Here is a 24,413-nt window from a genome sequence, read left to right on the forward strand (position 1 = left end):
ATCGACCTCATATTTACACTGCTCCCTTCAGATCATGAAATGAAAGCGGTCACAACAATGACATGCTATGCTTGGAGATCCCTGAGAAAGCCTCATTTGCGTGCAAGCCTCAGGGATACAATTAACTCTGCTTAGACGTGCAGCGGAACCGGAATAGAAACTCCGCCTGATGGGGTGTCTTACTGGCATGTAGACGTACACGATGAATAACGCGAGTGAGGACCTGGTTAGCGTCGTTGCTCAGCACTTCATGCTTCGCAGCCAGCAAATCCGCCTCGTAGTACATCACCACCTTCCCCTTCTGCCCATCCCAGATGATGCAGCCTTTCTCGATGAGCGGTTCCGTCAGGCTGATAAAGGTTTCAGCAAGCTGGTTGTTGGACGCACGAAAGACGAAATTATCCGTCAGCTTCAGCTCGGCCTCCCCAAGCGAGAGATCACTGGTCCACTGGAATGTCCGGCTGAAGGAGCTTAGACCCGCCGCCTCCGGGTATGCTTCGGTTAGATCCAGCTTAACGACCAGCGTTTGTTCGCGGATATCCGCTTCTCTGACGATTCCCCGGTACGATTCCCCTGCCCCCTGAACGTAACCGTTAATGACCGGTACAGAGTGCCCTTCGGAAGAAGTATTCACGTGCTCATATCGCTTCTCTCCGAAATAGTCCCTTGTGTATGCTCCTTGCCCCAGATCGACAAGCAGCGTCTCGCCTCCTGCATGCAAGAGGAAGTGACCCAGATCGTTATGATTATGCGGCTCGTTGTTGTGCCCTCCTTTCGTAGCGAAAGCGAACAATGTCCCGTCCAGCATCACCTTGTCTACAACCCAGCTCGCATCATTGAACACGTAAGTTCCTTCCGCATTGGGTCGGTGGAAATGGGTCGGATCCGTCCATAGCAGATTGCGGACCATCTGCGGAAATCGGTACGTCGCATTCTCATGAAACCGGGCTGCCCGGGTCATCATCGGAAGCGGCGCCTGAATACGATCGTACAGCCTGCTGTGCAGCCCGGTACTAAGGAATGGCTGCTCCACGCAATCCGAAAAGTTGACGGATTGCGGTGAAGTCAGCGCTACGGCAGCCGGGAAGCGAGCGATAGCGGTTATCTTATCCCCCTGAAGCAGATTCAGCTCCCCTCCGGTATACGCCATCAGCATCTCGGCGAAATAAACATAATATCCGAATCCGTACTCCCAGTAGCTGATTCCTTCCGTGCAGCAGCCGTCCTCCCCGAAGCCTTCCAAGAAGCATGCCATCGCTCCGGCGAGTCGTCCGATCATACCGGCCAAACGCTCGCGGTCGTCAATTATAAGCAACGCAGCCATACCTACCGCTCCGGCGCAGACGGAAGCCCAATTACTTGTGCGCCATTCCCAGCGGAAGGTGTAAGCGGAGCTGAATACCGGGCCGAATACCCGGCGTTCGAGCTCCTCCTTGACCCGGTGCACGACCCAAGGATTTAGCTGGCCCTCTAGGAGATACAGCGTCTCCGCCAACGCGTGCGCCGTCTCCGCTGCGAACAAGTCTACCGTCTGCGCCATCGAGACTCGCGATTCTACCAGCTTCTCGTAGGACCATGGAAGATGAGCGGGCAGTGCCCACGAGTGCTCCTCGCAGATCGTCCAGATCAGGTCCTCCAGGGACTCGAGCACCTGCTTCTCCTCTGGAAACAACCAAGCCTCCAGCGCTAGGGCAAGCAACCTGCCCCGGCGGTCATAATAGGGCTTCTGGTATTCTACGCGCGTACCTTGCTTCACGAACTGATGAAACTTGGAGAATAGAAGCGCCGGGGTCGGCTCCTGCCGGGCTCTGGCCGACTCCACCCGAATGTCCTCCAATAGCGGGGCGAAGATCTCGGACTGGACAATAGACTTCTTCAATTCATCGGTGAGCGGCGTACCCAGGAGATGATTCCGGGTGGTGTGCTCTGCCGATAGTATAGCCGAACGGATACGATTGAAGCTGATCATGGATTCACTCCCTCATCTGCGTAGTTGTCTCAATTCAACGAATTCAGGTTCATTGTCTTCCGAAATCACATCACAGTCTATATTCATTAACTAACGAGCTGGCGATGAGGGCTAGTGAGCCAAGACTTGTTCCGCAAGTAATACGAGGTTATTCATTAATTCACATAGAGATGGTCCGGTTTGACGAAAGAATGCGCCTGCTCTATCACCGGAGCAGGCGGTAGGATAGTCATTCTTAATGAACCGTTACGGTTATGTCCGTACGCGCGCCTTTATATACGGCTACTAACTGCGTTGTTCCCGCTTCCAGACCCGTTACTTCAGCAGTAGCTCCTCTGGATTGCTTCACGCGCAGCCGATCACCGTCCTCGCTGTACCAGACGATATTCTCGGGATCGGAAATCGGCGTGCCGCCGTCGGTCACGCTTGCACTTACCGATGTATGCTGCGCCACATTCAGACTTAAGCTGCCTGTGCTTATCGTGGCGGTGTAATTGGCTGCGCTTGAGCTTGGCTCATAATAGCCTTTCGTGTTTCCGAAGTATTGGCTATTGAAATCGTTGCTGCCGCCTTCCCACGCCGAGTTGACAGCATTCACGAATTGCGGGTCCTGACCTATCGTGCCTGGAATGTACGGATCGGACCGCGTGAAAGTGATCGTGCCTCCTGCGGTGGTGTATACGGCAGTGCCTGAGCTCTTGCCGACGATGGAATCATAAATGTTGACTTGATTCGCATCTTCCAATCCGATCGGCGTCGAGGCGCTGTCATAGAAGGTACTGTAATAGGCATCCACGTTGCCTGAGCCGCCAACCCACAAGTCATAGGCACCACCACTGCCACCTTGCTTATTGGCATAGCCGGCGATCGAATTAATTAAGGTAGCCTTGCCCAAGGACCACAGCCGGAAGTTCCGTTTGCTGCCGAAGGCGACGGAGTCAATCCAGATCGGATTAGAAGACTTGTCGTCGAACCCACCGTCTGTATGGTTGAAAGACTTAGCGCGCACGTAAGTCAAATTGTAGGTTTGACGCTCTGCTGCGAAGCCATCACCATTCCAGTAGTTCGTCCCGTCCTCATGATAGCTATTACGTGCCGTCACGTCTTGGAACAAGATATCATGGTCGAAAATGTTGGCCGATTCCGGTGAGTTGCCGATTCGGAAGCCAATTGGGAAGTTGCCGCTGTACCAGAAGGCTGATCCGCCGGCATCCGCTGTCGTATTGATAACGCTGGCCAAGTAATTCCCGTTGCGGAAACGGACGGCACTCTTGGTAAAGTTGCTGAAGTTGCTGTCCTTGATGACAATATCATGGGAGCCTACATTCGGATTGGATCTGGTGGCTTTTCCCCATAGATATATACCGTCCGATATATTTTCGGCTTCAATGTTTGTAATACGGATTCCTTCATGCTGGCCGTTCGCATAGATGCCGTACATATAATTTTTAATATGAAGATCGGAAATGCTCCAGAAATTCACCCCAAGCGGTACATTGATGAAGGGTGTGGATACTTGATTAGCAAGCGTCCAGCTGCCTTGAAATATGGGAAGTCCGCTCCCGGTATCGAAGCCCGAGAGCTTCTTGCGATGCGTGATATCTATCCCGCCAGTCGACAGCTGCAGCGTCTGTGGAACCGTATAAGTTCCACTGCCAATATACATTGTATTGTTCAGTCCTGTCGCATCCCACGCCGCTTGCAAGCCTCCGACTACATCACCGGCCATCGCATTGGCCCAACTGCTGCCATCCATCGTACCGGCACCAGCCGGCAGCACATAACGATTCACGGCAGGCGGTGCTGTAGGTGGTGTTGGCGTCGTGCCTACCGTCGTCGCAGACAGAATCAGGTCGCCGAAACTCAGCGTGTTTTTGTAATTGTCGGCGATGCCGGCCCATACGCGCTGTCCTTCCCTGATACCACCGTTATCATCGTCGTTGTTGGCGATATCAAAGCCGATGCTTACGCCAGCAGAAGGAACCACGCCGAGATTTTCCCATGGAATCGCCATCTCTACCGTGTAGCCGCCGGTTACATTAGACCAGCCGTGCAGGACGCCGGCTGTTTCGTTCTGACTCTCCCACAGGACCGTATCATTATATCCCTTACGGAACTGCCAGTCGTATACATCATACGTAACACTGTGATTGTGATTAGCATCGATGAACAGCTCCACGGAGTCGTCATCCCATCCGTCTGTTGAGTCGTTGTATACATTGTTATCGATGACTTTAACCCCGACATATAAGTACTTCTCATTCCATAGCGTACCGAAGGTAACGGTATTATCATTCGTTCCAGAGACAACCTTAAGCGCACTGTTATCCAGTGACCAGACACTCTCGCTCAGTATACCGTCGACCGTGATGGTGCTCAAGGTCTTCAACATCTCGATCGGAGTCACAGGAACAATAGCTTGAATCGTAACGTTCGCGCTGCCTTGTAATGAGCCGTATGACGCCGTTATCGAGGTCGTACCTGCACCCTCGCCATACACAATGCCAGTTCCGCTCACGCTCGCAATCGCAGTATTCCCACTAGACCAGGTGAGCGGCACGCCCGTAATCACGTTGTAAACGCTATCATATACAGTCACCGAATATTGACGTGATTCGCCATCCAGGAGCAGTGCATTTTGCGGAGAAATGACGATGCTAGCCGGAACACGCTTATCCATGACCGAAACATCATCTATGCTATAAGTTGCTTTATAGCCCCGGGTTCCGATCTTACCGGATGCAAGACCTGTATCGGTTACCGTGATGATTGGCGTACCATTAACCGAAGCTACAATCTGAGAGCCGTCCATATCCAGCTTCAACGTGTAGATGGTATTTGGCACAATCTGCATGGCATAGCTGCCCAGCGTCACACTGGCGCCGGCCACTTTCTTGCCAAGCCTCACCAAATTCTCCCCATCGTAAATCGTCAGATTGTAATAGTTGTCCGTATCTTTGTATCGCCCAAGCAGACCTGCATAGTCACCGCTATATAGCTTCAACTTAGCTTCGACCGAGTAATTGGTCCACGTTGTGGAACCGGCGGTTGCCAATCTCTCTGTCGTGCTTCCCGATGTATAAAATGTCTTGTAGACGTTGCTGCCATCTGCCACAACGGAGAACGTTCCCTTCGAGACGCCCCAGCCGCTAGACGTTCCGTCTTCGAAGTCCGAGCTCAGTAGCATTGGATAAAGCGCTGCTTCGGCGCGGGACGGCGGAATGATGGTCATAGAGGAGACAACCATACATACCATCAGTAAAACCATCCAAACTCGCAATTTGATCATTATTGATTGAACAACTCCTTCTCTCTGGGAGGAATGGTGGGGCGTGAGCCTCGTTGCGTCACCTCAAGACGCTTCGCCCTTCGTAGGCATGTTAACCGAAGATTGAGCCTTCTTGCCTAAATGTGCAACTTCAACGCCCTAGGTTTTAACCCAGGTATCAAGTCAACAGACCTCCTTCCTTTTTTTGTATCTTGGTACAGATACCATTCTCCCTTCCAGATACGTCACCTGTCTATATTCATTTGTTCATGAGAAATTGGATCGAGCTTGCCGCTTGAGCGCATATTCAATAGTCAACATTCGCTTGATCATCTTATGACATAAAGCCCCTACTTCACTCTTGAACGCAAAAAAAGCGCCGCCTATTCACAGGCAAGCGCTGAGCTTATGCATACTAGTCTTTGGATACGTTCCCAGTCTTTCTCTCCCGATACTGTCCCGGCGTAATACCTTCAATCTTGCGGAAATAGCGAATGAAGTTGGTCGGGCTCGTATACTTGAGCTTCTCGGCAATCTCCGTCACGGTCATGCTCGTCTCGGTCAACCAGCCCTTCGCCATCTCAAGCCGATGCTTCAGCAGATATTCGCTGAAGTTCACGCCAGTCTCCTGACGGAACACCTTGCTTACATAATGAGGATGATAATGAATCCGGGAAGCGCATAGCTCCAGCGTGAGAAGTGTATCGAAATCCTCGTGGATCATCTGAATGACCGAATCGGAAATATTTTGGAACTGGGAGCTGCGTCGCTCCTCCAGAACGGTGATGACCGGAGTGATCAGCTTCTGCAGGAACCACTCCTCCATCTCCTCCACCGTTCGGAGCTGGGACATCTGTTCAATAAGCGGCGCCTCTCCACTCACCAGCTCTCTAAGCGGAATTCCTTCCACCTGCAGCAGATTGGTAATTTCGGTCAGTATCCGGAATAAACTCAGCTGGTATTCCTGGTAATGGAACGGCGGTCGTACCAGCTCCTGCATGAAATTACACAACTTCTCCTCGGCCTCCAGTTGGTACCCGCTCTTGATCGAAGCGAGCAGCTCCTGCTCCAGCTTCAGCGGATAATGAATCATCTCGTCCGTACCGGAAACAACATCCTCGCTGTAAATAATGGCTTCATTACCGAGCCGTACCCGGTAGTTCAGCGCTTCCCCCGCCTCCTGGTAAGCCCGCGGTAGGTCCGTCCACTGCTCTACCGGCTTACTCAAGGCGACGCTTACCGTCACGTCGAGATAGTTGGACGCCGCCTGCTGAATCGCTTCCGCCCAGAGCTGAAGTTCGACGTTCCATGCTTCTGGGTCGTCCAGTACCGTGCCCACCACATTCAACTGACTGCTGCTGGAGACGATCGGCGCCAGCCGGTTCGTCTGCGGGATGATCTCACTGACCATATTGTTAATAGCGAACAGCAGCAAATCCTGATCATTACGGCTGTACCGCGTTCCTTCCAGCGTATCGATCTCTACTGCCATCACCGTCATTTTGTGCCAATCCGTTGCATAGCTGAACATATTCAGCTTCTCGGTAATTTCACGCTTGCGCACATCGCCCAGAATGAGCTTCTGAACGAAGAACGCTTCGAGCTGCACCGTGTATCCTTCAATCTGGCTGGACATTTTCTTCTCCCGGTCGAGCAGCTTCGTCACACTCTGGCCGATTTGCTGAATATGATCCTCCTTGCTGCCGCTCGGATCGCTGGACTTGTCCCCCGAACCGACAAGCGCACCGTGGAGCTTGCGGATTGGCCGGTACATATTGTTGGAGCCGAACCAGGCGGCGAACAATATCAAGAACAGAATGCCAGCGCACGTCCACCAAGTGAACTGCCCGATCGAACGGGATTCCTTGGTTATCTCGTCGATCGAAGCGGCTGCGATATAGTACCATCCCGAGAAGGTGGAGTGGACGAATGTCACCCCGTACGATTCGCCGTCCCGCTTCATAACTAACTGTCCCTGGGCGTCGTCACCGGACAGCTTCTTCTTCAGTTCCGTATTGCCCAACAGCTGCTGTACGGAGCCTTGATCCTGACCGAGCAACAATTCCAGATGGCTGTCCAGGATTGCAGTACTTCCAAGCGGGTTCGCCCGGAGGAGCAGCTTGCTGAGGTGAGAGTACGGGATATCCGCTACGACGAGCATCGCCGGGTTAGTCACATAGATGGGACTCTTCTTCAGAAACCGAATCCCACGCTCATTCTTAATCCATGTGGAATTCATGGAGGAATTCAGAAAGTCCTCATAGGGCTTTAGTTCCTCTTCTTTATTTTCAAACGTGGTAATGCCCGCATTGCTTACACGCCATAGGTATTGCAAATTGTACAACGACACGTCGAATACGCCAGTCTCATAGATTTGCAGCTGGCGCATGCTGGATTCGAGCCGACTGAACGGTTCGTACTTATTATAATCAAGCGGAATATTATACAAATCCGTGCCTTGCGGGCTGTTGAGGAACGCGACCAAAGCGGTCTCGACAGTCTTCATATTTTGCTCGACAGCGAGCTGGCTGTGCTTTAAAATTTGTAGATTTCCGGCTTCCACATATGTCTGAATCGTCGTGGAGGCGCGGAAATAAGACAGGAAACCAAGGATTGCGAGAGGTACAACGCCAAGGAGGAACCCATAAACGAGTAATTTATTCAGATATGTCATTTGGCGAAAGTTCATGGTGGTTCCCCCTTGGATACTACGGTCTTATTACTTTACTTGCCTTGCGCCTTCTTATATTCTGCGGTTAATTCTGCGATGACCTTGTCGCCGCCCGCTTTCTTCCAATCTTCCAAAGCCTTCTTATAGCCTGCTTCGTCGATTTGACCCATAATAAATTTCACGATGGCATCCGCCTTAATCTTATCTAGCTCCGGCCCCTTCTCGTTCTTCGTTGTTGAGATTAAGGCGCCAGCTACGTCAAACACGGCGATCTTCTCATTGGCTGCGACCATGGAGCTGATCAGCTCGTTTACTGGCGAATCCGGCTTCAGCGGAGTGCCTACATTCGCATGTGCGACAGCCAGTTCTCTGAACGCAGCGGTTCCTGTTTTGGCTTCATCCGACAGCGTTACGTTAGGGACGAGTAAGTTGCCTTCCATTTTATAATCTACGTCTTTAATACCGCGATAGGCAAATGTCATGCCTTCAGGAGATGACAACTTGTCGAAGAAGCCAAGAATCTTGAGCAGCTCTGCTTCTGTTTTAATAGAGCTCTTGGCGAAGAGATATCCGCCCAACGTGCCGCCTGTTGTGGAAGCTCTTAAGCCCTTAGGCCCTGGAAGGCCTTGAATGAAACCGACATCACTGGACGGATCTACCTTTAGCAGATCTTTCTGGTATGTCTTCTGGTTGCTATCTACGGAGATTATAATACCTGCTTTGCCCTTAGTGAACAACTCCCCTTGCTGCGCGGTGTTGAGCAAAGCGAAATCCTGGTTAATCGCCTTGCCCGCATATAGACTGCGATACCACTTCATTCCTTCGAAATATTCTGGCGTCAAAAAGTTAGGGACAACCTGATCGTTCATAATACCGTTGTTCATAGGTCCGCCGAAATAGACGGAGATATCGCGAGATAACGCGTCCAGGGAGACAGACTCCGCATAGCCGATCGTGTCATTTTTACCGTTCTTATCCGGATCATTCTCCGTAAACGCTTTCGCCATTTTGGCCAAATCGTCAAGCGTCTTCGGCTCGGCGATGCCCAAATTCTTAGCCCAATCCTTGCGATATGCGATAATGTGCCTAGCACCATCACGGAACCGCGGAAGTAAAAAGATCTTACCTTCATAACTAGCTGTATTTATCACATCTAGACTCATCTTACTCAGATTCGGGAACTGCTTGAGGTAAGGTCCGATCTCCCAGAACGCGCCAGCCTTCACTGCATTGACCACATTCGCATTACGGGCTGTATTCGCTAGCATCACCTGAGGCAGCTCGCCGGAGGCCAAAGTCGCGTTAAATTTATCGTTGTACGCCGTTGCCGGAACCCATGTAAACTCCAGCTTCGTATTGGACATTTTCTCTATCTCAAGCTTTATCGGATTGTCATCCTTTATCGGATCGAGAGCCGTCTGGGACATAATCTTAATCGTTGTAGGTGCTGCGGCAGTAGCCGCTGGCTTGCCGCTCTCCGCCGGCTTGGGGCTGGCACCGTCGGTGCTGGAGCTGCATCCTGCCAGAAGCGTTCCTGTTAATGCCGTTGCCATGGCGGTAGCCGTAATCTTGTTCATCGTCGATTTGTTCATGAATGAGTAGACCTCCTGATTTTATTATAGTTTAGGCATTGCCAACTTGCATACTAACCTTTCACGGAGCCGAGCATCACCCCTTTAGCAAAGTGCTTCTGCAGAAACGGATACACACACAAAATGGGAAGCGTAGCTAATGTAATGACGGCCATCTTGACCGTTTCCGACGGAGGCGTCTGATCGGTTGCTGCCTCAGGATTATCAAGCCAGCCCTGCGATAGCATAACGATACCGCGGAGCAGCACTTGAATCGGCCATTTGGCTGCATCATTAATATAGAGCACCGCCGTCATGAACGTGTTCCAGTGCCCTACGGCATAGAACAAGCTGAAGGTGGCGATGGCCGGTAAGGAGAGCGGTAACACGAGCCGAAACAGGATAACCAAGTCATTCGCGCCGTCCATTTTAGCGGATTCCTCAAGCCCGTCGGGCATTTGCTGAAAAAAGTTTTTCAGAATAATGAGGTTGAACACACTGATCGCCCCAGGCAGCAGCAGGGACCAGAATGAATTTAGCAGTCCTAGCGCCTTAATGAGCAGGAATGTTGGGATCATGCCCCCGCCGAACAGCATGGTGAACAGGATCATCATCATGATCGGCTTGCGCCCGATAAGGTCCTTGCGGGACAACGGATAAGCCATGATGGAGGTAGCGACGATGTTGATCAACGTCCCAACCACTGTGATGAATATCGTAACGAGCAAACTGTGCACAATCCGGTCGTTCGCGAAGATGATCTGGTAAGCCTTCAGTGAGAACTCAGTTGGAAACAGTACGAAATCCTTCGTGAGCACTTCGCGTTCAGATGCAAATGAGGTCGCTACGATATGAACAAACGGAATAGTCGTAGCGAGCGCGAACAAGGACAGGACTGCATAATTCAAATAGTCGAATAACCGACTAGTGTATGTGTCATAATGCTTCATAATGGATGGCTCCTTCTCTTCTTAAATAATTCCTTCTTCTCCAAACTTTTTGGAAAGCCGGTTCGCAGCCAGGACAAGCACAAGTCCGACAAAGGACTTGAATAACCCGACGGCTGTCGAATAGCTAAAGGCGCCTTGAACGATACCTGACGTATACACATACGTATCGAAGATTTCGGCCACCCCTCGGTTCAGTGGATTTAATAATAAGAACACATGATCGAAGCCAAGTTCCAGAATATCTCCAATTTTCAAAATCAACAGAATGATGATCGTACTGCGAATACATGGCAAAGTAATATGCCACAATTGACGCATCCGGCCCGCCCCGTCCATCTTGGATGCCTCGTATAGCTGAGGATCGACCCCCGCTAGTGCAGCCAGGTAGATGATCGTACCCCAGCCCGTGTCCTTCCAGATCGACTGTAAAATATACATGGGGCGGAATAGGTCTGGATTCATCATAATGGTAAACTTCTGTAAGCCCATGGAAGCTAAGATTTCCTGGAAGATCCCATCCTGCATCTCGATAATCACGTAGAACATGCCGACAATGATGACCCAAGACATAAAGTGTGGAATATAGATCAGCGTCTGAATAATTCGCTTGAACTTCGCCGTTCGGAGCTCATTCAGCATTAGCGCGAAAATAATCGGCATCGGGAATACAAAGGCAAGGTTCATTACTGAAAGCAGCAGTGTATTCTTCAGCAGCACGAAGAAAGTCGGATCGGTGAACAGCCGATGAAAGTGCTTCATGCCTACCCATTTGCTGCCCGTCATCCCTTGAAAGGGAGAATAATCCTGGAATGCGATGACAATGCCCCACATCGGGCCGTACTTAAATAATAGAAAGTAGATAATCCCCGGCAGCAGCATTAAGTAGAGCCAGCGGTCCATTGTCATCTTGCGCAGCAGACTCCTTTTCCTCCTAGCACTTGCAGCTCTAATCCGTTTCAACTCGGTATCGGACGAATGATTGTAGACAGTCAAGGTGATTCACTCCTTCATGTAACTTGCCTCCTCATTGTAGGAGCTAAACATCTTGACAGTCGATATTCATTTCTTGAAAAGCTTATAAAACCTGATGAATGCGGCTTTTCGCCCCATGAGTAATCATTATTTCACACCGGTATGCACATCTATTGACATCGTAATAGCGTATTTTGCGCCTTAGGAGTTGACTATTCGTGCTTGCAATAAAAAGAAAAGCAGCTACCCATTTTTCATGGTTAGCTGCTTTTCTACTTACTTCCCAAACTTACTTCTTCCGCTTTTCATACTCCGTGTTGATCTCCTGGATTCCCTGATCGCCACCGGACTTCCGCCATTTATCAATCTCTGCATTCCACCCGTTATCATCGATTTCTCCCAGAATGTATTTGACCTTCGCATCATTGCGAATCTTATCCAACTCACCGCTCTTCTCGGACAGCGTCGAAGAAATCAGCGAAGCCGCCGGATTCGGAACCGCGATGGACACGTTCTCTTTAAACATATTCTTCAGCTTTTGTTCAAGCGGTGTACTCACGCCTTCCAGAGGAGCATCTGTATTCATCACAATGCTCAGCTGCGGCACAGGAAGAAGGTCGTCAACCTTCAGCTTTTGCTCCGCTTCCGAACTGACTGCTTTGCCGTTTTCCAAGTGGTAATGTTTCCCTTCTATTCCCCAGTTCAGGAGATTCGCAATGTGCGGCTGGAACATCTTATCGAAGAAGGCTAGAATCCCCCTCAACTCCTCTTCGGTTTTAATCGATTTTTTAGGGAACATGAAGATGCCGTTATAACCGGAGGAAGCTAGAATTCGTTCTCCCTTCGGTCCTTGAATGCGCGAGACGATATCCGCTGCTCCTTTCGGATTAAGCTTCTTGATCTCTCGGTCGTTGCCAACGACATCGTCGATCGCCGTGGAGATAATAGCGCCGCCCTTGCCATTCTCGAACAGTGCCTTACTCTGATTCCCCTCCGATACGGCGAAATCCGGATTCATTAACTTCTCCTGGAAGAGTCGGCGGTAAAACTTCAACGCGTCCAAATATTCCTTTGTCGTAAAGTTTGGAACCAGTTTCCCCTCCCGTAACTCCCAGCCGTTGCCCGCCCCGAAGAAACCGGAGAGCATGTCTAGATCGGCTATCCCCTTGCGCGAGATTAGCCCGTAGGTATCGTTCTTGCCGTTTTTATCAGGGTCATTCAGCGTAAATGCTTTTAAGACGTTGTATAACTCATCGATCGTCTTCGGCTCTTGGAGACCCAGCGCATCAAGCCAATCTTTGCGGAAAATGATGCCTCCGCGTGCAATGACACGAGGGCGGTATAAGGCGTACAGTTTGCCGTCATGGGATACATTTTCAAGCACATCCTTGTTCAGCTTGGACAGGTTCGGATAATCCTTCAACATTGGCCCGATCTCCCAGAACGCTCCGGAGCGAACGCCGTTTAATATGCTTGGCGCATAGTTGCCTCCATCCAAATTGGCAATGACCGTTACCTGAGGCAGGTCATTGGAAGCCAAGCTGACCGACAACTTATCTTTGTATGCAGCATTCGGTACCCAGGTGATATTCATCTTCGTATTGGTTAGTTCCTCCAGCTTCTTGAAGACAGGATTGTCAGCTTTCGGTGGCTCTGTAGAAAAATAAGGCAGCATGAACGAAATGGCCGTCGGCCCCTGTTTGGCAGCCGGACTATTCGAGTTCTGCGTTTTCCCCGTCGTTGACGGTGTATCAGATACGTCGCCGCAGGCTGACAACAGACTTAGCGAGAGCACTGCCAAGCAGGCACCAGCTGTTAAGCGTTTCTTCTTGTTTAACATTTTTAGACCATCTCCCTATTCACTATTATAATGGATTTCAGCCCTTAACCGAGCCGAGAAGTACACCTTTGGCAAAATGCTTTTGCAGGAAAGGATACACGAGCAAAATCGGCAGATTCGCGAACACGATGACAGCTGACTTAATCGTCTGCAGCGGTGGCGGCACGAAGTCCGCGCCCATCTCCGACGCATCGCCGAAACCTCCTTGCGACAGGATAACAATTTGCCGCAGAAGCACTTGAATCGGCCACTTCTCTGGATTATTCAAGTACAACACAGGTGTCAGAAAGGAATTCCAATGACCGACTGCGTAAAACAAGGAAAATGTCGCAATTGCGGGCATAGATAATGGAATGACAACTCTAAGCAAGATGATCAGATCATTCGCCCCGTCGATTTTGGCCGATTCCTCAAGACCATCTGGAAGCTGTTGGAAAAAATTTTTCATCACGATGAGATTAAACGCACTGATGGCCCCTGGAAGGAGGACCGCCCAATAGCTGTTAAGCAGGCCAAGCTCCTTTACCGTCAAATAGGTCGGAATCATACCACCTTGGAACAGCATGGTGAAAAGCACCAACAGCATAATTTTGCTGCGTCCTATTAATGTTTTACGTGATAACGGATACGCCATCAGCGTCGTCATCGCAATATTAAACAAGGTGCCGGCCACCGTAATGAAGATCGTAACCCCCATGCTGCGCGTGATCGTATCGGTCGTCAGGATATACTTATATGCGTCCAGTGAGAACACCGTAGGGAATAGAACGAATGCCCGTTGTCGCAGCTCCTCCGCCGTCGTGAAGGAAGAAGCCAGGACATGAATAAACGGGATAATGGTGAACAAAGTGAATACGCCGATGATGACATAATTTAAAATTGTAAACATTCGGCTGCCTAAGGAACGGTCTTGTACCATACCGCACCTCCTCTTGAATGATCTAGTAGACGCCCTCTTCGCCGAAACGTTTGGCAATGGTATTAGCAGTTACGACGAGAATGAGGCCGATGAAAGAATTGAACAGCCCAACTGCAGTCGTATAGCTGAACAAGCCCTGCTGGATACCGTTCGTGTAGATGTACGTATCAAATGTCTCACCCACCTCACGGTTCATCGCATTCAGCATTAAGTAGATTTGTTCGAAGCCTAGCTCGAAGAAATGGCCCAACCGGAGAATAAGTAAAATAACAATTGTGCTGCGAATGGCCGGAAGCGTTATGTGCATCAGCTGTCGCCAACGTCCCGCTCCATCCATTCGTGCAGCTTCATACAACGAGGGATCGACACCGGAGAGCGCCGCCAGAAACAGAATCGTCCCCCAGCCGGTTTCCTTCCAAATGATCTGTGACGTAATAATTGTCCGGAACCAGTCCTTGCTCAGTAGAAAGGCGATCTTCTCCCCGCCTGCAGCTTGAATGAGCTGATTGACGATCCCCCCCTCCGTCGTCAATAGGATATAGCTAAGCCCCGAGATGACGACCCACGAGAAGAAGTGTGGCACATAGATCAACGTCTGAGCGAGCCGCTTGAACAGTTCATTCTTCAACTCGTTCAGCATCAGGGCTAGCAAGATTGGTAACGGGAAATAAAAAATTAAATTGTAGGAAGCGATGGAAAACGTATTGCGCAGCAAATGCCAGAACGAAGGATCCGTGAAGAATCGTTCAAAATGCTTTAACCCGACCCACTTGCTCCCCCAGAAACCGAGAAAAGGCTGGTAATCCTTGAAGGCTAGGAACACGCCCCACATGGGCAAATATTTGAATACTACAAAATAAAGAATGCCTGGCACCAGCATCAGATACAACCAGCGGTCCATTCTCAACTGGCGAAGCTTCTGGCCACTTGAGCCTGCCAGTCCCCCCGCTCTTCTCGCATGCATGATTTCATCCTCCTTGGTGTACTGAATTCTCGCCGTCGGCGTACCGGCTGATGCATTCATCGTAAGAGTGGAATCAACGTGCCGTCTATAATCCGAGATGGTTATATCCAATGAAGTGGCCGAACTGCGCAGGGAATAATCCGGAACGGCTGCCCCATAATCCATAACGGCTAATGCAGGGTAAGCGTGAGCATGAAAAAACGCAGCCGGATCTATGGCAGATCCGCTGCGCTATTGTCTGCCGAGCTTCTATATTGCCCCGGCGTCATGCCTTCCATTTTCCGAAAATACCGGATAAAGTTTTGTGAATTGTTGTATTGAAGCTTCTCGGCAATTTCTGATATTTTCATGCTCGTCTCCGTCAGCCATTTCTTCGCAATCTGCAGCCGATACTGAGCGAGGTATTCTCCAAAGGGCATGCCTACCTCCTTGCGGAAAACATGCCGAATGTAATCGGGGTGGTAATTAATTCGAAACGCGCACATCTCGATCGTTAATTCCTTATCATACTCTTTATGCACCATGCTAATCATTTCCTCGGAAATGCGAATGTACTGTTTGTTTCGCTGCTCCTCTATGAGTCGAATGGATGGTAAAATAATGGATTGCTCAAACCATTCCACAATCTCCGTGGAGGTCTGAAGCTCGAACAGCCGGTCGAAAAGCGATTTCTCTTCTTCATACAGGGACTGCAGCAGTCCGCCCGATTCCTGCAGGAGCCGGATAAGATCGGTCAAGAGTCCAATCATCATCATTTGGTATTCGCGATGCGTCAACTGCACGCTGAACACCTCATGCGAGAACTGTTGCAGTAGTAGGTACGCCTGCTCCCGGTTCGTCAACTTGATAGCATCGATCAAATCGTTCTTCAGCTTCTCCGGATATTCCGGCAGCTTGCGGTCATTCGGCTGAACATCCGCGATGTACAGAATTGCCTCATGGCCAAGCTTAATCCGGTAGTTGAGCGCCTCCAGCGCATCCTTGTATGCCCGGCTTGCCCCCTTCACATAAGCAAATGGGCGACTGATGCCAAGACTAACCTTGATGTTTAGGAATTTTTTGACCGTATCCTGAATTTCAAGCGCTAATTCGTCGATGAAGCGGACTGCTTCCTCCTGTGTAGGGTGCATGCTTCGAATAAGATTAACCTGCGATTGATCCATAAGAATCGGCTTAAGCAACCGGTCCGATGGTTGGACCAGCTCAGTGACAATGTTATTTACGGCAAATAGAAGCAAATCTTTATCTTTCTTTTCATACCTGCTCCCCTCGAGCGTGTCGATCTGCACAACGATGACTCGCAAGCTGTTCCAGGTTTCTCCACCGAGGAACAGCTTATCCTCCATCTCCTCCTGATGTACCTCCCCCAGAAAGAGTTTCATGATAAAAAAATCTTGCAGTTGATTGCGCTTATACTGCAGCTCATTGCTCAGCTGCTTTTCGCTAAGAGCATAGGCGCGGAATCTCTCACCGATCAATTGCAGCTCATCTTGGCCATGAAGCGGCTTCGCAGGTCCAGATGAGGCACTGAACAGCTCTTGGTAAAGCTTTAGAATCGGAACATACATCCTTCTCGTGCCCAATAACGATACCACGACTCCTGCAATTAGGACCAAGGCACATACGAGCAACGTGAACCATTGAATCGCTCTGGATTCCCGGTTCATCGCCTCGATCGATACGAAGGTTGCATACGTCCAGCCATTATAGACTGATCTGCTATAAATGAGATTATAACGGCTTCCGTTCCGTTCGACGGGGAGAATTCCCTCCTGCTGCTTGTCTGCCGCCAGCTGCCGGATATAGGGCTCTTCCGCCTCAGACAAGCCGATCATGGACCGATCCACGTCCGCAATGATTCGAAAAGACGCATCCAGAATGAACGGCTTCCCTAACTCTGTATCCGCGGTCAAATACTTGCTGATCTCCTCATAGGGAACCTTCAAGATGACGGCAGCCGGAGGATCAATAGCTGTCAGTGGCAAGGTTTTGATCAAATCGATCGAGTTGTCACTACGGCGCCAGAAAGAGCCACGCTGCTCTCCCAGCACTTGTATCCGGTCGGGTTCATTTGGTGAAAAACGCTCATAGCCATTATTCGTTGTTTTCCATTGAAAACGGAATTGGATAAACTGGACGTCGCTGAGGCCCAGATCATAGGTTTTCACCCGGCGGAGTCCTTCCTGCAGCTCCTCGATCATCTGAATGTTGCTGCTGTGCTGCACATTGCTCACATCTGTCGTCAACAACTTCGAGACCGAAGAGGACGCCGTGAATTGCGTTAGCGCATTGTCGGCGGTACGCAGACTCTGCTCCACTCGCTGGTGCATCTGCTGCAGGATTTGCAGGGAACCCGAGTTGACCTTTTCTTGAATCGTGTGAGAAGAACGTAAGTATGAAAATCCCCCCACGGTGACGATGGGAAACGTAATGAGGAAGATCGAGAATACGATCATCTTATGGAAGTATTTTGATTTCGCTGCTGTCTTCATGAGTATGTATTCCTCCCAAATGCCGATGAGGTCGTTACGTTCATCGTAGCCATTTTCGGAGTTACCGTCTATAATCATATCTGGCTTTTTTGTCGTGAACCAAAGATCCGAGGATTTTATACCATTTTGGGACAGCCCCTTACATTTAGTTTCGTGCGGCTCAAATATTTGGTTACTTTGACAATCATCGTATCACTGGATCTAGCACCCGCATTGTTCACCACGTAGCTACTAATATTCGATACTTTACCTGCAGCATTCGTTCCTCTGCATAAACGGTGTCATTGTTTTATCCCTTCACAGCCGAACTGGAAAACCCTTGGATAATGTACTTCTGACCTAAGAAAAAAACAATCAAAAGCGGAACCACCCCTGCCGTCGCCGCAGCCATCATCAAGTTGTAATCTACGCCAGCCTCCAACATAAAGTTCTGCATGCCGATAGGCACTGTATACAGCTTCTTATCAATTAGAAAGATCAGCGCATTCTCATAATCGTTCCAGTTCCAAGTAAAGTCAATAATTGCGAAAGTAGCCAGCACTGGCTTTGAAAGCGGCAGAAACATCCGGATAAAGATACGGATATGCCCCGCTCCGTCGATTAAAGCCGCTTCGGAGATCTCTTGCGGGATCGTGAGAAAAAACTGGCGAATCATGAATACACCGAATACGGAAAACAAGCCCGGTAGGATCAACGCCCAGTGGGTGTTATAGATATGCATCCAATCAAACATGATAAATTTAGGAACGAACAGCACCTGCTGTGGGATCATCATGAGACATAGATATAAGAAGAATATCCCGTTCCGGCCTTTAAACTCAATTTTGCTGAATCCGTAGGCCGCCAGTGCCGCCAAAAGAGGAGCTAGTATCATAAGCGTAACGGAAATTTTGAGTGAATTTAGATAAAACATGAGAAATCCGTCACCAGTCGTCCAAACTTTAATGTGGTTTGTTAAGACCGGATTCAGAGGAATCCATTGGATCGGATAGGTGAAGACATCCTTCGGCTTCTTGAACGAGGTACTGATCATCCACAACATCGGTGATAATAACAGCAGGCTTAGAAAAGCCATTATGATGGTGTTTAGTCCCTTAGCGACTCGATTTCGGAGTGTCCGGCTAACACTTGCATTCATGAGCATGCTCCCTCTTTGATTAATAGTGAACCCATCGTTTCTGTCCCCACCACTGGAGAAGTGAAATGAGTAAAATTAGTAGAAACATCGTCCATGATATCGTTGATGCAAAGCCCATTTCATAGAAACTAAAGGCTTTCTTATAGGCATAGATCGAGAACACGGTTGTGCTGTTTGCCGGGCCGCCTTGTGTGATCGCATAGATCATGCCAAAACCTTTTACAGCACCTACAAATCCAGTAATAAGCAGAAAGAACGTAGTCGGACTAACAAGGGGCAAGATGATCTTGAAGACCATATGATTCGCCTTAGCACCATCCATCCGAGCTGCCTCCAACAGTTCAGTTGAAATATCTTGCAGCGCCGCCAAATAAATGATCATATTGTAGCCGATACCTCCTACGGTTAACATAATGAGCACGGCAACCATAGCTGAGTCTGGCGAAGAGAACCAACGGGGCACATTCGTGACACCAAGTGAGTGCAGGAACGCATTAATCGGCCCATCGCTCGGCTGGAAGAGCACCATCCAAACGAAAGCGATCGCAATGCCGCTAGTAAAGTAAGGAGCGAAGAAGAACGCTCGCAGTGTCTTAGTCAAATACACCCGATTGTTGAGCATGATCGCAATCAGAAAGCCGAAACACACCGCGACAGGTACGGGAAGCAAAACCAGCATGGTATTTTTGATAGAAATCCAAAACAACTCTTCCTTTACCATCCTGCGAAAATTGTCTAAGCCAACAAACTGTGGTCCTTTGCCGCTGGAGAACACCCAATCCGTAAACATTAAATAAAACGAGAATACGGCTGGAATAAGAAGAAATATGGTCATTCCAATTACATTTGGGGCTATGAATACATACCCCAGCATGCGCTGCCGCTTCATCCAACTCATGGGATCACCCTCTTTCAAGGAATAGAAAAGGGAAGCCCGGAGCAAGCCCCTAACTTCCCCTATCCCTATCTTCAATTATTTTTTCGCTGCTTTTAAGTTGTCATTATGAATGCGTGCGAGTTCCTTAGAACCCTCTTCAGGTGTTATTTTCTGTGTGAACACTTTATCGTACACGGGTTGGAAGTCCGAGGAGGTCTTCGCATCAAGCTGCGTCAAAGATAGAGGGAGATTACCGAACATCACCCTTTTCACCGATTCAAGATCGTAGGTGTCTTCCACCCCTTCGAACATCGCCTTAACGGCTGCATCCGCCTTGAAATCCTTTGAAGAAGGTACACGTCCACCCTTGGCTAGGGGAAGCATGCCCTCGTCCGCATACCATTTGATGAACTGCCAGGCTTCATCTTTATATTTTGACTTCGAATTGATCGTCAGTACGTCGCCCAGACCACCGTTGTACATATAGTCCGTTTGATCCTTGGTAACCGAAGGCGCTGGAGCAGCGGCTACCTTGAACTTCCGCGGGAAATCTTTGAGATTATTGGTTGTCCGGAAAATCTGCTCTGTCGAGAACAACATCGCCGTCTCGCCCTTCACGAACATTTGATCCAGTGCCGGCTTGGATGTAATTTGCTCCGTATGCGGCATTATGGTCTTATCTTTGAACATCATATCCGAGTATACTTGGAGCGTCTTTACCGTAAACGGATTATCGAACGCCGAGGTGTTGTCCGGCTTCGTCATCAGCAGGCTTTGTTTCATAAGCGATCCGTTGATAGGTACTGTAAAGTAATAATCGCTCTCCGCAACCCCCCATACCTTGTCACCCCTCAACTTGTTCGCATAATCCCTCATATCGTCCAGGCTCCAATTGGTCGGTACCGGAAGCCCCTTTGCATCCAGCATGTCCTTGTTCAACCAAACGAAGGAAAGGCCTTTTTTGGTGGGTACGCCATAGTATTTACCATCCTTCTTCCAAATGGCGGCACCTGAACCCATCTTGTCATCAATGTTATAGTCTTTGAAGGTACTCAGATCGAGCGCGTTTCCAGCCATGACCCTCTTTTCTAACGTATTGAAGGCATAATTCATGTACATGTCTACCTGTTGTCCGGAAACGAGTGCCGTATCCAACTTTAAGTTACCCGCGTCGTCATTCACGAATCGTACATACTCAACTTGAATCTCCGGATGCAATTTGTTCCAGTTATCTACTGCAGCCTGAGGACCGCTTTCTGCTGGCACAGCTCCCCACATGGTAAGCTTCACTGGATCTTTCTTTGGCGCCGTGGTCGCTGCCGTGGAGCTCGTGGAAGGCGTTTGTACATTCTCCGCTGTTTGACTGCCGCAGCCGGTAATCAGCACGGATGCAACCGTAACTAAGGTAATCATTCCTGCATACATTGAGTTCTTTTTCTTCATGCTTGGACCTCCTCGTGAATAATAGGACTACAATCAACTTCCTCTATTCACACTATACCAGTGGGCTCGATTCCTTCTAAGAGTCAAAACTTACGAGTTAATATGACAAATCCGAGATTACCTTCGCCTTCCGGTAGGCGCTTGGTGTTTGTCCAACTTCACGCTTAAATAGCTTGATAAAATAGGCATCATCGGTAAATCCCGTTTGATCGGCTATTTCCGCTACACTCCACTCCGAGTAATGCAGCAGCTGCTTCGCATGGCCAATTCGAATGTTCTGAAGGAAGGAGACTGGTGTCTGTCCCGTCTTTCTTCGGAACAGTGTACTCAGGTAATCAACGTTCATCGAAGCCAGCTTGGCCAGATCTTTAACCGATATATTTTCCCGAAAATGCTCAAGCATATAGCGTATCACCCGATTGACATCGGGATGATCCGTGTAAAGTCCTGCCTCTTCGTTCATCTTCCGAATACACGCTGTAACCCAATGTTTCATCGCTTGCAGCAACTCGTGATGGCTCCGCTCTCCAAGTACTAGCTCCTTGGGTACTTCACGACCTCTTGCAAGCATCACGATCATCTCTGCGAGACGAATGGCAGCCTGCTTGACTTCCATGTGGCTATATCCAGCAATAGCCATTCCTCGCCAGATCGCATCCATGAGCTCGATGCACTTCGTCTCATGGCGCTCTTCGAAGCAGAGCATAAATTCCGCTTCCAGCTCACGCTCGGCAAGATAGGAACCTCTCTCTTGACCATAACTATCCCCGTACCAGAACCCATCCAACTGCTTGAGTGCAAGTTCCCATGTGTCCGACAGTGTGAGAAGATTGCCCCCGGTGACTATCCCAACAGGATATTCTCCCATCATGAAAGTCGTTACCAGTCCCTTGTCTTCTCTCATACTCCAGCAGAAGAATGCGGTCTCCCCTGCTTCCGTAAACGGATGAATCAACATATACTGTTCGCTTGGGGCGATTCCCATGTCCACGAGCTGGTCCCATGTTATGGTCTCTGAACCGCTTAAAACCGTATAGACAGTAAGAGAAAGCGAATGAATAGCATCAGGCAGTGCAAGGGATTTTCCTGTCGGCTCGGACATGCCTCCATGCCTCCACTTTTCTGCCCAAGCTTGATAGTACATCTGATAAAGCGATTCTCCCTTACGCTGCAGCTCATTCAGAAGCTCGCCCTTGATCCGGGACAAGTTATCTATTATTATTTCGTCACTGAGCGATAATTTTAGCAAATAATTAGTGGCACCATACTGCAGCGCATCTCGGGCATAATTGAAATCGCTCATCGCAGTCAGCATAAGAAATCGACTCGGTATCCCATCCTCCCGAACCTGTCTGAGCAGCTCGATACCGTCCATGCCGGGCATGACAATATCACAGATGACGACATCAGGTTTAAGCTTACGGATATCGGCTAGTGCATCCTTCCCCGTCCCGGCTTCTCCAACAACGTGAAACCCGTGCTTCTCCCACGCTAGAATTTCGCGAATCGCCTGACGCACGAATACTTCGTCTTCAACTAGGTAGACTGTCCACATGGTTGTCCCCTCCCTCCGTAAATGGCGTTGATACCAATAAAGCCGTTGTTATTCTTGCAAGCGTCCCACTCGCAATGAAAACAAATTCTAAGATGGCATCGTCCTTGTATAGAAGCTGGAGTCTTTCCTTTACATTACTGATGCCGATGCCCTCGCGACTCCTCCGCTTACGCTTCTTGGACGCTTCTTCCAAACCAATTCCGTTATCTTCTACTTCAAGTATAAGTTTTCCGCCTTCCGCCTTAGCGCGTATGATGATTGTCCCTCGCTGCTCCTCCGAATCGAAGCCATGGACAATGGCATTTTCCACAAGTGGCTGCAAGCTAAGTTTTGGAACAAGTGCATAAGTAACCGATTCATCCACCTCATAGAGCATTGTAAATCTACTCTGGTAGCGTAACTTTTGAATGGATTCATAGGCTTTCAGCAGCCTAATTTCTTCATGAAGAGGCAGCAACTCAAGTTCCGAATTGAGGCTTGCCTCCAGCAACCCGCCAAGTGCGATGCAAATGTCGACGATGGGGGTTTGTTTCTCCTTGCGCGCCATCCACTTCAACATATTAAGTGTATTGAGCAGAAAATGCGGATTCATCTGCGTAAGGAGCATCTGAAATCGGACGGCTTGTTTCTGCCGCTCCTCTTCTTTCAGACGCTGAATCAGCGCTCCAATGTCATTGATCATCCGATTAAAACTGGAGCCTAGCGAAGCAATTTCTCTCGTTTGACTCATCTTGACATCGAGTCTCACGTTCAACTTCTTCTCAGACGCTTCTTCCATTTTCTTCTGTAGTAGGGAGAGTGGACGTGTTACGCGCGATGCAATCAAGAAAATAACCGCTACGAATACGACCACCAACAGCCCTAGAATCAGGAAAAAGCGGATGCGAAGCCGGGTCAACTCCGACCATAAATCATCGAGCGATATGCGACTGACGACATACCAATCCAGCTTATCCAGATAACTGTAGGTGACAAGCGATGCAGTCGAAGCATCCCGATATGAGCCGGAATGTTGTGCCTCTTCTATTACCTGTTCAATGATGTTACTGCCGATGCTGGCACCGCTGCTCCTAAGAACGGACTCACCTTTGCCGGTGAAAACAGTGATTTCTTGGTTTGCGGCAATATTCTTCACCGTACTGTCGAACCACTCCTGCGCATCAATGCTGATTCTTGCTAACCCATAATTTCCCCGGCGCTGATCCTGCAGCAGAATATATAAACTTAAAAGCTTGCTTTCACGGTAATTGTTGAGATCGCTCGGATCGCTTGCCACCCACTCATAGGACTGGGGAGAACGCTCCAATCTGCTCTTCCATTTTTGAAACTCGTCGATGGAGTTGGTTAACTGGCCATTTGGCGAATACGATGTGTACACATTCCCTTCGTGATCAATCAGCTTGAAATAAAGTTCCGTCTGGTGAAAAAAGAAGCTGTTATTAATGCCTGACATTTTGCTTTCAATTAAGCGCTTTCGCTCAATAGGGTCGTAGTTCTCCGGACTATCCATTACCTTAATTAAGCCCTCATCCTGACTAAGCATTGTGTGTGTTTTATAGGCGAATGCCATCATATCCGTTAAAGATGTATGTACCTGCTGCATCCGCTCGGACATACGGGCTGTCAAGTCATCCTGACGAATTGACTCGAAGTTTCGAAATAACGAGTAGACAGCAAGACACAAGGGAAGTAGCAACAACGCTACGAACGTAACAATGAGACGATATTTTAACGTTAAAGGAAACCATGCCCGCCTTTTCTTTTGCCATTTGCTCATCGTCCTG

16 protein-coding genes are annotated in these 24,413 nt (G+C 49.3%); all 16 read right to left on the bottom strand.

Annotated elements, in window-relative coordinates; genetic code table 11:
* Positions 1–121: 121 nt before the first annotated feature.
* The 16 genes from A8708_RS13530 to A8708_RS13600 all read right to left on the bottom strand — a co-directional run bounded on the left by A8708_RS13530 (position 122) and on the right by A8708_RS13600 (position 24,406).
* Positions 122–1,324 (bottom strand): heparinase II/III domain-containing protein, encoded by a 1,203-nt coding sequence (locus A8708_RS13530; RefSeq protein ID WP_167355885.1) that lies wholly within the window; start codon positions 1,322–1,324, stop codon positions 122–124.
* A 31-nt stretch (positions 1,325–1,355) separates the two neighbouring features.
* Entirely contained in the window at positions 1,356–1,676 is a 321-nt protein-coding gene (locus tag A8708_RS35865; RefSeq protein ID WP_167355886.1) for a hypothetical protein, read from the bottom strand.
* A gap of 528 nt (positions 1,677–2,204) precedes the next feature.
* Positions 2,205–5,258, bottom strand: a complete 3,054-nt coding sequence (locus A8708_RS13535; RefSeq protein WP_068664183.1) for a sugar-binding protein — start codon at positions 5,256–5,258, stop codon at positions 2,205–2,207.
* Between the two features lie 394 nt (positions 5,259–5,652).
* Positions 5,653–7,926 carry a helix-turn-helix domain-containing protein gene (locus tag A8708_RS13540; RefSeq protein WP_068664185.1) on the bottom strand — a complete coding sequence of 758 codons (2,274 nt, stop codon included), beginning with the start codon at positions 7,924–7,926 and terminating at the stop codon, positions 5,653–5,655.
* Between the two features lie 35 nt (positions 7,927–7,961).
* Positions 7,962–9,500: an extracellular solute-binding protein gene (locus A8708_RS13545; RefSeq protein WP_068664187.1), complete on the bottom strand. Its 1,539-nt coding sequence runs from the start codon at positions 9,498–9,500 to the stop codon at positions 7,962–7,964.
* A gap of 53 nt (positions 9,501–9,553) precedes the next feature.
* Positions 9,554–10,429 (bottom strand): carbohydrate ABC transporter permease, encoded by an 876-nt coding sequence (locus A8708_RS13550; RefSeq protein ID WP_068664189.1) that lies wholly within the window; start codon positions 10,427–10,429, stop codon positions 9,554–9,556.
* Positions 10,430–10,450: 21 nt separating this feature from the next.
* A complete protein-coding gene (locus A8708_RS13555) occupies positions 10,451–11,335 on the bottom strand; it encodes an ABC transporter permease (protein WP_082927486.1) in 885 nt (294 codons plus the stop codon).
* 355 nt (positions 11,336–11,690) lie between these two features.
* Positions 11,691–13,241 (bottom strand): extracellular solute-binding protein, encoded by a 1,551-nt coding sequence (locus A8708_RS13560; RefSeq protein WP_068664191.1) that lies wholly within the window; start codon positions 13,239–13,241, stop codon positions 11,691–11,693.
* Between the two features lie 37 nt (positions 13,242–13,278).
* Positions 13,279–14,160: a carbohydrate ABC transporter permease gene (locus tag A8708_RS13565; protein ID WP_068664194.1), complete on the bottom strand. Its 882-nt coding sequence runs from the start codon at positions 14,158–14,160 to the stop codon at positions 13,279–13,281.
* Between the two features lie 22 nt (positions 14,161–14,182).
* On the bottom strand, positions 14,183–15,124 hold the full coding sequence (locus tag A8708_RS13570) for an ABC transporter permease (RefSeq protein WP_068664196.1): 942 nt from the start codon (positions 15,122–15,124) through the stop codon (positions 14,183–14,185).
* A gap of 212 nt (positions 15,125–15,336) precedes the next feature.
* Positions 15,337–17,616, bottom strand: coding sequence for a helix-turn-helix domain-containing protein (locus tag A8708_RS13575; RefSeq protein WP_068664198.1), 2,280 nt, complete (start codon positions 17,614–17,616; stop codon positions 15,337–15,339).
* 289 nt (positions 17,617–17,905) lie between these two features.
* Positions 17,906–18,754 (bottom strand): carbohydrate ABC transporter permease, encoded by an 849-nt coding sequence (locus tag A8708_RS13580; protein WP_068664200.1) that lies wholly within the window; start codon positions 18,752–18,754, stop codon positions 17,906–17,908.
* Positions 18,755–18,773: 19 nt separating this feature from the next.
* On the bottom strand, positions 18,774–19,652 hold the full coding sequence (locus A8708_RS13585; RefSeq protein WP_068664202.1) for a carbohydrate ABC transporter permease: 879 nt from the start codon (positions 19,650–19,652) through the stop codon (positions 18,774–18,776).
* Between the two features lie 75 nt (positions 19,653–19,727).
* Positions 19,728–21,074 (bottom strand): ABC transporter substrate-binding protein, encoded by a 1,347-nt coding sequence (locus A8708_RS13590; protein WP_068664204.1) that lies wholly within the window; start codon positions 21,072–21,074, stop codon positions 19,728–19,730.
* A 97-nt stretch (positions 21,075–21,171) separates the two neighbouring features.
* Entirely contained in the window at positions 21,172–22,629 is a 1,458-nt protein-coding gene (locus A8708_RS13595; RefSeq protein ID WP_068664206.1) for a response regulator, read from the bottom strand.
* Positions 22,607–24,406, bottom strand: coding sequence for a sensor histidine kinase (locus A8708_RS13600; protein WP_068664208.1), 1,800 nt, complete (start codon positions 24,404–24,406; stop codon positions 22,607–22,609). Before A8708_RS13600 ends, A8708_RS13595 begins: the two co-directional genes overlap by 23 nt.
* Between the last annotated feature and the right edge of the window lie 7 nt (positions 24,407–24,413).

The sequence above is a fragment of the Paenibacillus oryzisoli genome, from assembly GCF_001653565.1.
Classification (GTDB): Bacteria; Bacillota; Bacilli; order Paenibacillales; family NBRC-103111; genus Paenibacillus_E; species Paenibacillus_E oryzisoli.

Excerpts from the sequence above, each read along its gene's own strand:
- A8708_RS13570 (WP_068664196.1), bottom strand. The coding sequence starts at position 15,124 with ATGCATGCGAGAAGAGCGGGGGGACTGGCAGGCTCAAGTGGCCAGAAG.
- A8708_RS13575 (WP_068664198.1), bottom strand. The coding sequence starts at position 17,616 with ATGAAGACAGCAGCGAAATCAAAATACTTCCATAAGATGATCGTATTC.
- A8708_RS13550 (WP_068664189.1), bottom strand. The coding sequence starts at position 10,429 with ATGAAGCATTATGACACATACACTAGTCGGTTATTCGACTATTTGAAT.
- A8708_RS13555 (WP_082927486.1), bottom strand. The coding sequence starts at position 11,335 with ATGACAATGGACCGCTGGCTCTACTTAATGCTGCTGCCGGGGATTATC.
- A8708_RS13600 (WP_068664208.1), bottom strand. The coding sequence starts at position 24,406 with ATGAGCAAATGGCAAAAGAAAAGGCGGGCATGGTTTCCTTTAACGTTA.
- A8708_RS13530 (WP_167355885.1), bottom strand. The coding sequence starts at position 1,324 with ATGGCTGCGTTGCTTATAATTGACGACCGCGAGCGTTTGGCCGGTATG.
- A8708_RS13545 (WP_068664187.1), bottom strand. The coding sequence starts at position 9,500 with ATGAACAAATCGACGATGAACAAGATTACGGCTACCGCCATGGCAACG.
- A8708_RS13565 (WP_068664194.1), bottom strand. The coding sequence starts at position 14,160 with ATGGTACAAGACCGTTCCTTAGGCAGCCGAATGTTTACAATTTTAAAT.
- A8708_RS13590 (WP_068664204.1), bottom strand. The coding sequence starts at position 21,074 with ATGAAGAAAAAGAACTCAATGTATGCAGGAATGATTACCTTAGTTACG.
- A8708_RS13585 (WP_068664202.1), bottom strand. The coding sequence starts at position 19,652 with ATGAGTTGGATGAAGCGGCAGCGCATGCTGGGGTATGTATTCATAGCC.
- A8708_RS13580 (WP_068664200.1), bottom strand. The coding sequence starts at position 18,754 with ATGAATGCAAGTGTTAGCCGGACACTCCGAAATCGAGTCGCTAAGGGA.
- A8708_RS13560 (WP_068664191.1), bottom strand. The coding sequence starts at position 13,241 with ATGTTAAACAAGAAGAAACGCTTAACAGCTGGTGCCTGCTTGGCAGTG.
- A8708_RS13540 (WP_068664185.1), bottom strand. The coding sequence starts at position 7,926 with ATGAACTTTCGCCAAATGACATATCTGAATAAATTACTCGTTTATGGG.
- A8708_RS13535 (WP_068664183.1), bottom strand. The coding sequence starts at position 5,258 with ATGATCAAATTGCGAGTTTGGATGGTTTTACTGATGGTATGTATGGTT.
- A8708_RS13595 (WP_068664206.1), bottom strand. The coding sequence starts at position 22,629 with ATGTGGACAGTCTACCTAGTTGAAGACGAAGTATTCGTGCGTCAGGCG.